The sequence below is a fragment of the Amycolatopsis orientalis DSM 40040 = KCTC 9412 genome (assembly GCF_000478275.1).
In the GTDB taxonomy this organism is placed as follows: domain Bacteria; phylum Actinomycetota; class Actinomycetes; order Mycobacteriales; family Pseudonocardiaceae; genus Amycolatopsis; species Amycolatopsis orientalis.
Map to the genome: position 1 here is coordinate 21876 of NZ_ASJB01000043.1, position 12848 is coordinate 34723.

General features: G+C 69.4%; 12 protein-coding genes. 3 read left to right on the forward strand and 9 right to left on the reverse strand.

Going from position 1 to position 12848, the window contains the following annotated elements; genetic code table 11:
• Positions 1-11 precede the first annotated feature (11 nt).
• From L324_RS12005 to hppD, 6 genes are all read right to left on the reverse strand, one after another.
• Positions 12-1133, reverse strand: coding sequence for a TNT domain-containing protein (locus tag L324_RS12005; RefSeq protein WP_037306462.1), 1122 nt, complete (start codon positions 1131-1133; stop codon positions 12-14).
• Entirely contained in the window at positions 1130-1576 is a 447-nt protein-coding gene (locus L324_RS12010) for a hypothetical protein (RefSeq protein ID WP_037306463.1), read from the reverse strand. Before L324_RS12010 ends, L324_RS12005 begins: the two co-directional genes overlap by 4 nt.
• The gene (locus tag L324_RS42765) at positions 1576-6294 is read right to left on the reverse strand and encodes a DUF8616 domain-containing protein (protein ID WP_037306464.1); all 4719 of its coding nucleotides are present in this window, start codon (positions 6292-6294) and stop codon (positions 1576-1578) included. The genes L324_RS12010 and L324_RS42765 overlap by 1 nt, the downstream gene beginning before the upstream one ends.
• Positions 6294-6608, reverse strand: coding sequence for a type VII secretion target (locus tag L324_RS12020; RefSeq protein ID WP_037306465.1), 315 nt, complete (start codon positions 6606-6608; stop codon positions 6294-6296). The genes L324_RS42765 and L324_RS12020 overlap by 1 nt, the downstream gene beginning before the upstream one ends.
• 32 nt (positions 6609-6640) lie before the next feature.
• Positions 6641-7183, reverse strand: coding sequence for a YbaB/EbfC family nucleoid-associated protein (locus L324_RS12025; RefSeq protein ID WP_037306466.1), 543 nt, complete (start codon positions 7181-7183; stop codon positions 6641-6643).
• 214 nt (positions 7184-7397) lie between these two features.
• Positions 7398-8597: a 4-hydroxyphenylpyruvate dioxygenase gene (hppD, locus tag L324_RS12030; protein WP_037306467.1), complete on the reverse strand. Its 1200-nt coding sequence runs from the start codon at positions 8595-8597 to the stop codon at positions 7398-7400.
• A 122-nt stretch (positions 8598-8719) separates the two neighbouring features.
• On the opposite strand from hppD, the gene L324_RS12035 reads away from it, so the two are divergent.
• The gene (locus tag L324_RS12035; RefSeq protein ID WP_037306469.1) at positions 8720-9193 is read left to right on the forward strand and encodes an Lrp/AsnC family transcriptional regulator; all 474 of its coding nucleotides are present in this window, start codon (positions 8720-8722) and stop codon (positions 9191-9193) included.
• A gap of 43 nt (positions 9194-9236) precedes the next feature.
• On the opposite strand, the gene L324_RS12040 is transcribed toward L324_RS12035, so the two are convergent.
• From L324_RS12040 to L324_RS12050, 3 genes are all read right to left on the reverse strand, one after another.
• Positions 9237-10040, reverse strand: a complete 804-nt coding sequence (locus L324_RS12040) for an MBL fold metallo-hydrolase (protein ID WP_037306470.1) — start codon at positions 10038-10040, stop codon at positions 9237-9239.
• Between the two features lie 208 nt (positions 10041-10248).
• Positions 10249-10749 carry a transcription elongation factor GreA gene (gene greA, locus L324_RS12045; RefSeq protein WP_016337198.1) on the reverse strand — a complete coding sequence of 167 codons (501 nt, stop codon included), beginning with the start codon at positions 10747-10749 and terminating at the stop codon, positions 10249-10251.
• 199 nt (positions 10750-10948) lie between these two features.
• The gene (locus L324_RS12050; RefSeq protein ID WP_037306471.1) at positions 10949-11404 is read right to left on the reverse strand and encodes a DUF4307 domain-containing protein; all 456 of its coding nucleotides are present in this window, start codon (positions 11402-11404) and stop codon (positions 10949-10951) included.
• Between the two features lie 145 nt (positions 11405-11549).
• Between L324_RS12050 and mca the strand changes: the two genes are divergently transcribed.
• Both mca and L324_RS12060 read left to right on the forward strand, forming a co-directional pair.
• Entirely contained in the window at positions 11550-12449 is a 900-nt protein-coding gene (mca, locus tag L324_RS12055) for a mycothiol conjugate amidase Mca (protein ID WP_037306472.1), read from the forward strand.
• Positions 12450-12788, forward strand: coding sequence for a hypothetical protein (locus L324_RS12060; protein ID WP_037306474.1), 339 nt, complete (start codon positions 12450-12452; stop codon positions 12786-12788). It abuts the gene before it with no gap.
• The last annotated feature ends 60 nt before the right edge of the window (positions 12789-12848 follow it).

The window sequence follows — 12848 nt, forward strand, 5'->3', positions numbered from 1 at the left end:
CGGCACTCCCCTCAGACCCGCGGCGGCGGGGGCTGCGTGGTCGCCTGCTCGATCTCCACGAGGGAGCCGTCGGCGAGCAGATCCGCGACCGAACGGGCGAGGACGTACGCCGTACCGCCACCGGCCTGTTCGTACCAGGGCACAGCGGTGCCGGTGATCGCGCGCACCGGTTCGACCAGCCGGTACAGGTGGTACTCGCGCTGTGCCCGCTCGGCCTTGTGCGACCGGTGGGTGAACTCGGTGCGGGCGGCGAACAACGTGTTTCCCGACGGATCGCCGTAGCGGTCCATCTCGGTCCCCGGCGGCAGGGTCACCAGCCGTTTTCCGGCGTACAGCGAGAGTCCGCCGTCGTCGCTCATCGGCTGGATCGGCCAGGCCGACGTCGGCCGCTTGGCATCCGGTGGCAGTTCGTCCCGGAACGCGGACCGGTTCAGGTACAGGTGACCGGTGAAGTACCGCGCGGCTTCCCACGCGGTGGCGAAGTCGGCTCGCGCGACGCGGTCCTCGCCCTGTGCCCAGAAGACCGACCAGCGACCGCCCTCGGGCACCAGGCACCAGGCGCCGTCCGCGATCTCGCCGATGCGGTAACGCGTGGGGTCCAGTTCCAGTTCGACGGCGGCCTGATCGGCGGCGGCCAGCGCCTCCTTGGCCGCGGTGTCCGCGTCGGACTCCGCGGCGAGGGTCGCGACCGCCGCCCGGCCCGCGCGCTCCGCCAGCCAGTCCGGCACCATTCCCGCGTCGCGCGGGAAGTCGGCCAGTTCACGCACGAACGCCGACGTGGGCGGCTCGCCGTCCCACGTCGGTTCCTGATCCCAGACGTAACCCGACTCGATCCGCGAATCGAGGTGGACGTGCGCGGTGGCCTCGTTCCACGTTCCCCGGCCCGGCCGGTACATCCCGGTCCGCAGCTCGGCGAGCAACCGTGCCAGTTCCGGGCGCGGCGTCCACCGGTTCAACCCGCCGTCGGTGGCCCGCCGGACCATCACCGACAGTTCCGTGTAATCGCCGACGGCGCGGTAGGTGATCATCACCTGCGACCAGTCCGCCGGGCAGAAGTTGGTCACCAGATTGGAGACCAGGCTCCAGATCCGGTCCTGTTCCTTGGCGCCGAACGGTTCCTGCGCGGTGGTCATCGGTTCTCCTCCGCGGTTTCCGCTTCGGCCAGCTTCGCCCTCAGCCAGTCCGGGATGTGCTGCTCGTCGCGCGGGAACGCTTCGAGGTCACGCGCCCAGCCTTCGGTCGCGATCGACGGGTTCCACAAGGGATCCCAGTCGTAGTTGTACTTGACGTAGATCGTTCCCGGCGGGTCGAGGATCACCCGCGCGGAGAACCAGGTGCCCTTGTCCGGCTCGTGCATGCCTTCGCGCAACCGGAGCAGGCTCTGGCGTACTTCCTCGGGAATCAGCACGGCCGGGTTGGACCCGTCGTTCATCAGGACCGTCAGCGCCAGATCGTGCACGTCGATGTTGGCCAGGCACATCAGGTCGATGCGCCGCCAGCCCTCGGGTGCCGCGTCGAGGAGGGCGATGCCCACCTCGTTCGTCAGCTCCTGCCGTTGCGTGGCGTCGATCGCCATCAGGTACCGCCCCCTGCTCCTGAGCCTGCGCTAGGTGGCACATTCGGGAAACTCCGGATGCGCACGGTGCGGACGACGTTCCCGTCCGCGTCGGTCACATTCTCCACCCACCGCACCTGCAACGTGTGCGGCGCCCGGTCGCCGTCGGCGCGCAGCGCGAACGTGTCGACCTGCTCGATGCTCCGCGTCGCGCCGTCGGTGTGTTTCTTCGGGTCGAGGAAGTCGGACAGGTCGCTTTCGAAGGCGTACCAATGCGCGTCGCCGGCGGAGTGCAGACCCTGGTTCTGTGCCCGCCATTGGCCGAGCATGTTGAGCAACTCGCCGGGACCGCGGAACTGGTTGCCCGCGATATGCCCGCCGTCGTACTTGTTGATGTTGCGGCCGGTCGGGTTGCCGTCGGCGTCCAGCTCCGGTTCCTTGCCTTCGACGCCGCCACCGCGTTTCTGCGAGGACTCGTCCCGGCGGTCGATCTCGTGCTTGTCCGCGCGTTCCAGGTCGTGGCTCGTGTGCGCGACCGTGTCGGTGTCGTAGGACCGGCTGGTGTGGCGGTTGCCGACCTCCGGCCCCGTCTCGTACACGAACCGCCCGCCGTCGACGTTGTAGACCATGTTCGGCTTCGGGTAGTTCAGGTCCGGATGGTGCGGCTGGTAGGTCTCGGCGAGCCGGATGTTGCCGTGTTCGTCGGTCCAGTAGACCGCGCGCTGCCTCGTGACGGTCTTGTCGCCGTCCTTGTACTCGCTCTCCACGACGTAGCGCGAATTCGGTTCCAACGGCGGCGTGTGGTCGTCGAAGAACGACTTGTTCTTGTCGAGGGTGACGTCCCGCCTGGTCGAACCTTCGAAGTCCTGCGGATTGCGCACACCGGGCGGAGTCTCCGCGTCGGGGTTGATCCGCTGCACCAGCCGGACCTCGCCGATGTCGGCCCTCGGCATGTTGGCGAGATCGGGGTTCGTCCGCGCGATCCGGCCGGACTCGACCTCCGCCCAGCGGACCCTGCCGTTGCCGTCGGTGTAGTAGGTGCCCCGGTAGTCGCCGTTGCTGTCGTGCACCCGGTAAGCGGTGTTCTCCTGCAGGTCGGTGCGGGCGACGAACGGCTGACCGGGCCGCGGCGGGGTGGGCGAGCCCGGATGATCCGGGCCGATGTCGACGTGCCTGTCGGCCGGGAAGTCCGGCCGGTGGAACCGGACGGCGGGCTCGGGGATCCCGTTGTCGCCGGTGCGGAACACCTGGTGCTCGCCGTCGATCTCGACCCGGTAGGTCGTGTTCGGCTGCGCGTGCAGCAGATCCGGGTTCGCCCGGTAGGCGGGGTTCGGTGAACCGTCCGGCATCCGGTGCGGCACGTTCGGCTGGCTGGTGTCGATATGCGTGACCCGGCCGGTGTGGTCGGTGTGATACGTCCCGCGCGGGTTCCCGTCGGCGTCGCGGACCTCGTAGCTCCGGTTCGGCTCGAGCCGCTGGTTGCCGGGGAACGGCTCGTCCGCGCGCGGCGCACGGGGCGCGCCGGGGGGTGGGTCGTTCGGCCGGACCGGGATCGGGTCGCCCGAGGACTGCGGGGTGAAGTCCGTGACCCGTTGCGGATTCTGGCGGCGCTCCCGCTGCCGGTCCGGGTCGAGCAGGTCCTGTTCCTGCTGACGGGATTCGGGATTGCGGTTCGGGTGCTGCGGCTGGTTGCCCTGACCGCTCGTCGACGTGTCGGCGTCCTGGTCCGGCGGTTCGTCGCCGTCGCCGCGGCTGCGGGCGCTGTCGGCGTCCACGGCCTGCTTGTCCGCGTGCGAGGTGTCCGGGGTGAAGCCGTCGTCGCTCGCCCGGCGGGCGGTGCCGTCGGGGCTGTGGATGTCCCACTCGCCGTTCGGTGGGATCCGCGGCCGGGTACGGCCGTCGGGGCCGATCTCGTAGTCGGACGAGAAGACGCGTCCGTTCGAGTCGGTCCACGCCGGCCTGCTCGGCGCCATGACCTCGGTGTCGAGTTCCCGCGAAAGACGGCGCGCGAAGTCGTTCGAGCCCGCGTCACAGCCGATCAGCCTGATCGGACGGCCGTCGTAATCGCCGTTGCGGCGCAGGATGTCCGCGAATTCCTCGGGGGTGTAGGTGCGGTTGCCGATCCGGGCGTGCCCGTCCGGGGTGACGTGCACGTCGACGGTGTAGCGGCCGTCCGGGTCCGGCTGGACGCGGTGTGGCAGGTCGCCCATGTCGGGGTCGCCGCGGTGGTACGAGCTGCCCGCGGGGGTGCCTTCGGAATGCCGCTGGTTGACCTCGTCCGGCGTCAGCGGGCGGTCCGGTTCGCCGTCCGGGCCGCGGTCGTGCGGTGAGCCGTCGGGATGACCGTCCGGGTCCTGGCGCGGGCCGTGCCCGTCGGGACCGTGACCGTCCGGCGAATGCGGCGGTCCGGAGTGGCCACCGGGGCCGCGGCCGCCCGGTCCGGTGTTGCCGGGACCGGTGCCGCCGGGCCGGTTGCCGGGGCCGGGTGTGCCCGGGGTGCCGGTGTGCGGCTGCGCGCCGGGGCCGAAGTCGTTGCCACGGGCCACCGGTTGCGGCTGATGCGGCTGGTTCGGCCGCCCGCCGGGACCGGTCTGACCGGGACCGCGGCTGGGGCCGGTGTGGGTGTCGGGAGTGCGCGGGGCGTGCGTGTCCGGGGTGCGCGGCGAACCGGGCGTGCCCGTCCAGCCACCGCCCGGCGGCCTGCCGCCGGGCGAACCCGGGGTGCCGCCGGGAGTACCGCCACCGGGAGCGCCCTGGGGCGGCATACCGCCGGCGACCGGCTGACCCTGCGGCGGGACACCGGGCGAACCGTCGCCACCGGGGCCACCGCGCTGCGAAGGAACATGTGACGGACCGGCGTCGCCGAGGCGCGGCGCCGTGGGCGCGGTACCGCTGGTCGTGGTGCCGCTGTCGGTCGGGCGGGTGGGGCCGCCGCCGTCGTTGCCGGCGTGGTGGCCGGGCGACGGGTCGGACCGCGGGGTGGGCGTCCCGCCGCCGTCACCGCCGTGCGTCCGGGGCGAAACGCCGCCGTCGCCGGTGTGGCTGGGCGACCCACCGGTGTCGGTGCGTGTGTGCGGCGCGGGGGAACCACCGTCCGGGGTGTGGGTGGGGGATCCGCCGGTATCCGTGCGGGTGTGTGGCGCGGGGGAGCCGCCATCGGGGGCGTGGGTGGGGGAACCGCCCGTGTCCGTGCGGGCGTGCGGGGTTGAAGAGCCGCTGTCCGGTGTGTGGGTGGGCGATCCGCCCGTGTCCGTGCGCGTGTGCGGCGCCGGGGAACCACCGTCCGGGGTGTGGCTCGGTGAACCGCCGGTGTCGGTCCGGGTCTGCGGCGCCGGACCGCTGTCGGCACGGGCCGGGCTCGGCGAGCCGCCGTCGGTGCGGGTGTGCGGGGCGGGCGCGTCGGCGCGGGCGGCACTGGGGGAGCCGCCATCGCCGGTGTGGGCGGGAGAGCCGCCGTCGGAGCGCGGTGACGAACCGCCGCCGTCCGGCGCCCTGCCGAGGTTACCGTCCGAAGTGGACGGTGAGTCGCCATCGCCGGTGCGACTGGGAGATCCGCCGTCCGAGCGGGACGGGGAACCGGCACCATCCCTTGTGGACGGTGAGCCGCCCCCGTCGCCACCGCGGGTGGTGCTCGACGGGGAATCGCTCGGGCGAGAGCCGTCGGAGCCGTTCGAGCCGTTCGACCCCGAATCGCCGGAGCCGGAATCGCCCGAGCGGCCGGAGTCGCCGTCGGAACCGTTCGAGCGGCCGGAGTCGCCATCGGAACCATTCGAGCCGTCCGAACCGTCGCCCGAACCATGGGAGCCGTCGCCGTCCGGGCCGTTCCCGGAACCCGTGCCGCCGCCGTCGGGCCCGCCGGAGCCGCCGCCGCGGCCGCCACGTTGGACGAAGCCGCCCGCCTTGATGTTCTTGGGGTTGAGCGCGTCGAGCCCGGTGACCTTGCCCGCGATCTTGCCGAAGATCTTGATGATCTTCTCGAAGACGTCGACCAGCTTGCCGAGCAGCGGCGAGACCCGCCGCATCGCGTCGCACAGTTCCTTGAGCTTGTCGGCGATCTTCGCGGCCCACTTGGCGATCGCGGTGACAGCCTGCGCGACTACGACGGGCGTGCCGAAGCCGAGGGAGAACACCGTCTCCATGACCCACGCGATGAGCTTGCCGACCGCGTCCGCGATCAGCTGGCGGATGAATTCGCGGACGAACGCGACGATCTCGCCGAAGATCATCACGACGGTGCTGATCCCGCCCGCGACCGTCGCCGCCGCGCTGATCGCTTCGGCCTGTTCCGCGGCCTGCTTGCGGTACTGGTCGCCCGCCTCGCCGGTCCAGCCGGAGGTGCCGTTCTTGACCGTGTTCGAGAACTCGACCTGGGTGTCTTCCAGCTTCTTGGCGACGTTGCCCCAGGTCTCGGAGTACGACTGGATCACCGGTGGATCGCCCGCCACCGCGTCCAGCATGTCCTTCAGCGGCTGCATGTGCTCCATCAGGAACGACGCGACCGAGGACATGAGGTAGCCGAACGGGTCGATCGCGGCACTGGCGATCTCGCCGGCGAGGCTCAGCACGCCGAGCCCGCCGCCCACCCAGTCGCCGTTCGAGATGCCGTTGAAGGCGTCCATGGCCGACTCGGCGACGCCGATTCCCGCCGCGTAGCCGTATTCGCTGTTCCCGGCCGTCAGCGGCCCCGGGCCGTCGCCGTCCGTCGGCGCCTTCGCGACGAGCGGATTCCCCTCGGGCATCAGTCAGGCACCTGCACGTTCTTGAGTTCCGCGGCGAAGTTCTCGTCCTGCGCGTGGTAGGCGTTGGACGCCGACCGCACGTTGTTCGCCACCGCCGTCGCGGCCTCGACAGCCTTGTTCAGCGCGTCGATGCCGAACTGCTCGACCGGGTCGAGCATCATCCGGAACGGCTGGCAGATGATGCCGTACGCGTCGGTCGGCATGCTCACCTGCTGTGCGGCGTCGACCGCTGTCCGCAGGCCGTCGGCGATGCCGTCGATCTGCTTGGCGTGCGCGTCGAGGTCGGAGCCGAGCTCGTAACCCTTGCCTGCCATGGTGTCTCCCCTCTACCCGGCCGGATGTACGGCTAAGAAAGAATGCTGCCGCCGAAATCGTCCTCGTCGTCGTCCTGCGTGCGGCGGCGCCGCGGGATCGGCTTCGGCTGCGGCGGTGTGGCCGGCGCGGGCGGCGGGGGCTCTTCCTCCTCGGGGCCGAAGCGGTGGTGCCGCTCGGGCTCCGGCGGGGCGATGTCCTCCTCCGGCGGCGCTTCGGGGAAGGTGCTCTGCGCTTCCGCGATCACCCGGCTCGCCGTCTCGTCGCCGGTGCCGACCGTTTCGGCCATCGCCTGCTGCAGCAGTTCGGGGATCCTCGACTGCGCGAGCTGGACGAGCCGCATGACCTGCGACGAGACCTCGGCCATCCGCTTGCCGCTCGCGGCTTCGGAGATGACCAGGTTCGTGAGCAGGCCCTTCGAGTCGATCGTGACTTCGATGGTGTTGTCCTTCGACCGCTCCGTCACGGTCTGCCCCTGCATGCGCGCCGCCATCGCCTGATAGCGCGCGGCGGTCTCCTGGATCTGCTTCGTCCAGTTGTCCACCATCTGTTCGCTGGCGTCGACGTTGTCCGGCATCGGGACCCTTCCACAAGCTGCATGCTGACGTCTTCACACTGACGGTCCGAAGACGCCACCGGTTCCGGTGAGCGTTGAGATTTTCGTCGGCCATTTTAGGCCGTGTCCGGTGTACCACCCCGCGCCGACAAAGTCGGGCCGCTCACGTAGCGAAAGGGCTCTTCACCGCACAAAGTGCGATGAAGAGCCCTTTCGCGCCTGCGAACTGCCGGGGTCAGAGGTTGCCGCGACGCTCCTGCTCACGCTCGATGGCCTCGAACAGGGCCTTGAAGTTGCCCTTGCCGAAGCCGAGCGAACCGTGCCGCTCGATGAGCTCGTAGAACACCGTCGGGCGGTCGCCGATCGGCTTGGTGAAGATCTGGAGCAGGTAGCCGTCCTCGTCGCGGTCGACCAGGATGCGGTGCTCCTTGAGCTTCTCGATCGGCACCCGGACCTCGCCGATCCGCGCGCGCAGTTCCGGGTCGTCGTAGTAGGAGTCCGGGGTGTCGAGGAACTCGACGCCCGCCGCGCGCATCGCCTTCACCGTGGCGACGATGTCGTTCGTGGCCAGCGCGATGTGCTGGCAGCCCGCGCCGCCGTAGAACTCGAGGTACTCGTCGATCTGCGACTTCTTCTTCGCGATCGCCGGCTCGTTGAGCGGGAACTTGACGCGGTGGTTGCCGTTGGAGACCACCTTGCTCATCAGCGCCGAGTACTCGGTCGCGATGTCGTCGCCGACGAACTCCGCCATGTTCACGAAGCCCATGACGCGGTGGTACCAGTCGACCCAGTAGTCCATCTTGCCGAGTTCGACGTTGCCGACGCAGTGGTCGACGGCCTGGAACAGCCGCTTCGGCGCGCCCTCGGGACGGACGATCTTGCTCTCGCGCGGCTCGTAGCCGGGCAGGTAGACGCCCGTGTACTTCGACCGGTCGATCAGCGTGTGGCGGGTCTCGCCGTAGGTCGCGATCGCGGCGACGCGCACGGTGCCGTGCTCGTCGGAGACGTCGTGCGGCTCCTCGAGGACGGTGGCGCCCTGCGCGCGGGCGTGGTCGATGCACCGGTCGACGTCGGCGACCTCGAGCGCGAGGTCGATGACGCCGTCACCGTGACGGCGGTGGTGGTCCAGCAGCGGGGAGTCGGGCTTGACGCCGCCGGTGATCACGAAGCGGGCCGAGCCGGACTTCAGCACGAACGACTTGCGGTCGAAGTTCCCGGTCTCCGGGCCCGAGTACGCGACGAGCTGCATGCCGAACGCGACCTGGTAGAACCACGCGGTCTGCGTGGCGTTGCCCGCGATGAACACCACCGCGTCCATCGACTTCACCGGGAAGGGGTCGGTCGAAGAGTCGTGGTCGACGAGGCCGACGAGCTGACGCAGCTGGTCGTAGCTCACGTCGTCAAGAGCACCCTGGGGTTCCACTGTGTGCGTCATGCCCAGAAGCATCCGAGCGCGAGACAAAATGTGCAATGGTCAAAGATTTTGCTGCACACTATGCCCAGTGATGGCGGGGCCCGTGCTGTCATAGTGGACAAACTGCGTAGGAGGTAGGGGCGATGCCGGACACGCTCGACGCGCTGGACGCGCGGCTGCTGCTGTTGCTCACCGACTCGCCACGGCTCGGCGTGCTCGAATGCGCGCGCCGTCTCGGCGTCGCGCGGGGCACCGTGCAGGCCCGCCTGGACCGGCTGACCGAACGCGGGATCCTCGGCGGTTTCCCGCCCGAACTGGACCTCGCGGCGATGGGCTACGGCCTCACCGCGTTCGCCGTCCTCGAGATCGCGCAGGGCCGCCGGGCCGAGGTCGTGGAGGCGCTGTCCGCGATCGACGAGGTGTGCGAGGTCTACGCGACCACCGGTCAGGGCGACCTTTTCGTGCGGATGGTGGCCCGCAACAACGACGACCTGCAACGGGTGGTCGACGAGGTGGTCGGTGCGCCGTACGTGCGGCGGACCTCTACGTCGATCGCGTTGTCGACGCCGGTTCCGCCGCGGGTGCGGCCGCTGCTGGAACGGCTGGCCCGGTCGTGAGTGGTAATGACGGTTCTAACCGTCATTACCACTCACGAGAACGTCAGAGCACCTGGGCGAGGTAGCGCTTCGCCGACCGCTGGACGGCCGCGTGCCCGTCGGTGCGGATGATGGCGTCCCACCAGGCGCCGTAGATCGCCTCGAACGCGTACGGTTCGAGCATCTCGGCCGCGCGCCGGACGACCTCCGGACGCTCCGGGATCAGGTTCGGGTAGCTGTACATCATTCCGACGAAGCGACGGTCCGGGATGACCTGCAGGATGTCGCCCGAGAGCACCGCGCCGTGGCCGTTCTCCCCGCCCGGCCAGTGCAGCACGGTCCCGCCGTCGAAATGCACGCCGAGGTTGAGCAGCCGCAGGTCGGGGGCGACGTCGAGGGTCGCGCCGCTCCACAGTTTGATGGCCGGGTCCGGCCTGCCGATCCACTGCCGGTCGTTCTCGTGCAGGTAGACGGGCACGTCGAAGGCGTGGGCCCATTCGACCATCGTCGTGTAGTAGTGCGGGTGGCTGATCGCGATGCCGGTGATCCCGCCGAGATCACGGACCTTGGCGACGAGGTCGTCGTCGAGGTAGCCCGCGCAGTCCCACAGGAAGTTGCCGGATTCCGCCTTGACCAGCAGTGCCCGCTCGCCGATGGCGAAGTTGGGGGTGGAGCCGACGCCGATCAGGCCGGGTCCTTGCTCCTCGACGCGTGCGGTATACGTCCCGCTCTCGCGTACGGTCTTCAGATCGGTCCACCGTTGTCCCGCCTGCGGGACGTACTGACGTTCGTCCTCGCAGACGGGACAGTCGGACCGGGGTTCCGCGTACTGCATGCCACAAGCGACGCAGATCGGTAGCTCACTCATCGTTTCCCTCCAGATTTCTCCGGGGGTCACGCTAATGGCTCATATGCGCGCCCGGCCATATAGGGCCGGGCGCGCAGTGTTGCTTGTCGCGCGCTGACGAAAAATCGCCGAAGAGGCGCCGGTTCGCAGGCAACTCACGCTGCGTGCGGAGGGCGCCCCTTCATCGAGTTTCCGGGGCCTTCGGCCGCAAAGCGGCGCGCGGTGTGGCTCACTTGCCGGTGTAGGGCACGGCCTTGACGAGCGTCACCTTCTGGATGCTGCCGTTAGGCAGCTCGTACTCGCGGGTCTCGCCCTCTTTGGCGCCGAGCAGCGCCTTGCCGAGGGGCGACTCCGGCGAGTAGACGTCCAGGTCACCCTCGGTGCCCTCTTCGCGGGTCGCCAAGAGGAAGTTCTCGTCCTCGTCGTCACCGTCGTAGCGCACGGTGAGGACCTTGCCCGGTCCCGCGCTGCCGTCGTTGGCGGGCGGCTCGCCCACCTTGGCCGAACGGAGGAGTTCCTGGAGGTGGCGGATGCGGGCTTCGTGCTGGCCCTGCTCTTCGCGGGCGGCGTGGTAGCCGCCGTTCTCCTTGAGGTCGCCCTCTTCCCGGCTATCGTTGATCTTCGCAGCGATGACCGGGCGGAGCTCGATGTAGTGGTCGAGTTCCTGCTTGAGCCTGTCGTAGGCATCCTGGGTCAGCCAGGTCACCTTTGTGTCGCTCACGGTCACCATCTCCTAGTAGGGCCTGCCAGGCTTGGGTGTACAAGCCGGCCACCGGGCCGACATGGCGCGCCGGCCTGGCTGAGATAAAGGAAAAACACGGCCCGTCTTGGGCCGTGCCGGTAGATCAGAGTAACACGGCGCGAGGTATCGCCGCCGGTCGATTTCGGTCGCGCCTCGGCGTTGGGCGCCCGTTTCACCCCGTTGGCCGCTATGGCCTTGACAGGTACCGTGGTACGTCGTATGAGCACCCGAAGATATCAGCCGTGACCGGCCTTCCGATGCTCTTGATGGTCGTCGTCACCCTGCTGTGCTTCGAACCAGGCTGAATCAGGACCTCTTTGCGTCCGCTTTCCGCTCCGGTCTTGTCCCGGACCCGGACGACGCACACTCCGGGACGGTTCACGTCGTCCCTGGTCACGTTGATCGTGATCTCCATCGCGTCGCCCGGCTTCTCAGCGAACGAGACGCGCTCGCCCTCGATGGGCGCGCTGCCGAAATTCAGGTACGCGACGTAGGCGATGCCGCCGCTGACCAGCAGCGCGACCAGGCCGAACACCAGGCGCCGCCAGCGTGACGGCCGCGCGGCGCGGGGCTTGCCGTACCGGCCCTCGGGCAGGTCCGTCCGGGTGCTTTCCGCGGTGGGAGCATCCTGTCCCGTGCTCAACCCGGGCCTCCCGGTCGGTGTCGTCGTGCTCGCAGGGACAATGGAGCCGTATGCGAGTGGTTCCCCTCGAGTATCCGCGCCCGGTCGCGCGGGCCGTCAGGCAGGGTCGCAGGGGAATACGGAACGAGAAGGGGACGTTCGGAGCATGGTGTTAGCCGATGAACCGCCGAAGTCACGCCTCCGCCTGATGGCGGTGCACGCGCACCCCGACGACGAGTCGAGCAAGGGCGCCGCCACGCTGGCCAGGTACGCCGCCGAAGGACACGAGGTCATGGTCGTGACCTGTACCGGCGGCGAAGCGGGCAGCGTGCTGAACCCCGCCATGGACCGTCCCGAAGTACTGGCCAACATGACCGAGATCCGCCGGGAGGAGATGGCCCGCGCGGCCAAGATCCTCGGCGTGAACCACGTCTGGCTCGGTTTCATCGACTCGGGCCTGCCCGAAGGCGACCCGCTGCCCCCGGTCCCGGAGGGCTCGTTCGCGGTCGTCCCGCTGGAGGAGTCCACCGGCGCGCTGGTGAAGGTCATCCGCGAGTTCCGCCCGCACGTGATCGTCACCTACGACGAGAACGGCGGCTACCCGCACCCCGACCACATCCGCACGCACGAGATCTCGGTCGCCGCCTTCGACGCCGCGGGCGAGCCGGAGCGCTACCCGGATGCGGGCGAGCCGTGGCAGCCGCTGAAGCTGTACTACGTGCACGGCTTCTCGCGCGCCAGGATGACGATCTTCCACGAGGCGCTGCTCGCGCGCGGCCTGGAGTCGCCGTACGAGGAGTGGCTGAAGTCGTGGGACCCTGAGAAGGCCGACGTCATGGAGCGGGTGACCACCCGCGTCGAATGCGGCGACTACTTCGAGCAGCGTGACGAGGCCCTCAAGGCGCACGCCACCCAGATCGACCCGAACAGCCGCTGGTTCGCCGTCCCGCGCGACCTGCAGCGCGAGGTCTGGCCGACCGAGGAGTACGAGCTGGTCCGCTCACTGGTGGACAGCACGCTGCCGGAGGACGATCTGTTCGCCGGTTTGAAGGAGAAGGTGGGCTGAATGAGTTTCGTGGTGCCGGCGTTCGCCGTCGTTCCGGTGACGGTGTCGTCGCAGTTCCTGGCGCAGCAGCCCGGCAACGGCGACAACGGCGGCCAAGGTGAGGACTTCGGCAAGTCGTCGCCGGTGGGTTTCCTGATCCTGATCCTCTTCCTGATCGCCGTCGCGCTGCTGGTGCGATCGATGACCAAGCACCTGAAGCGGCTTCCGGAGAGCTTCGACGAACCGGCCGCTTCTTCGGAGGGTTCGGAGACGCCTGCTGACGAGGCGCCCGAGGCTTCGGGGGAGAAGGCCGCCGAGCCCGTCGCCAAGACGGAGAAACCGACCGCCAAGTCCGACTGAGCGCTGCTATGAAAGGTCCTTTCCTTGCAAAATTTGCAAGGAAAGGACCTTTCATAGCGC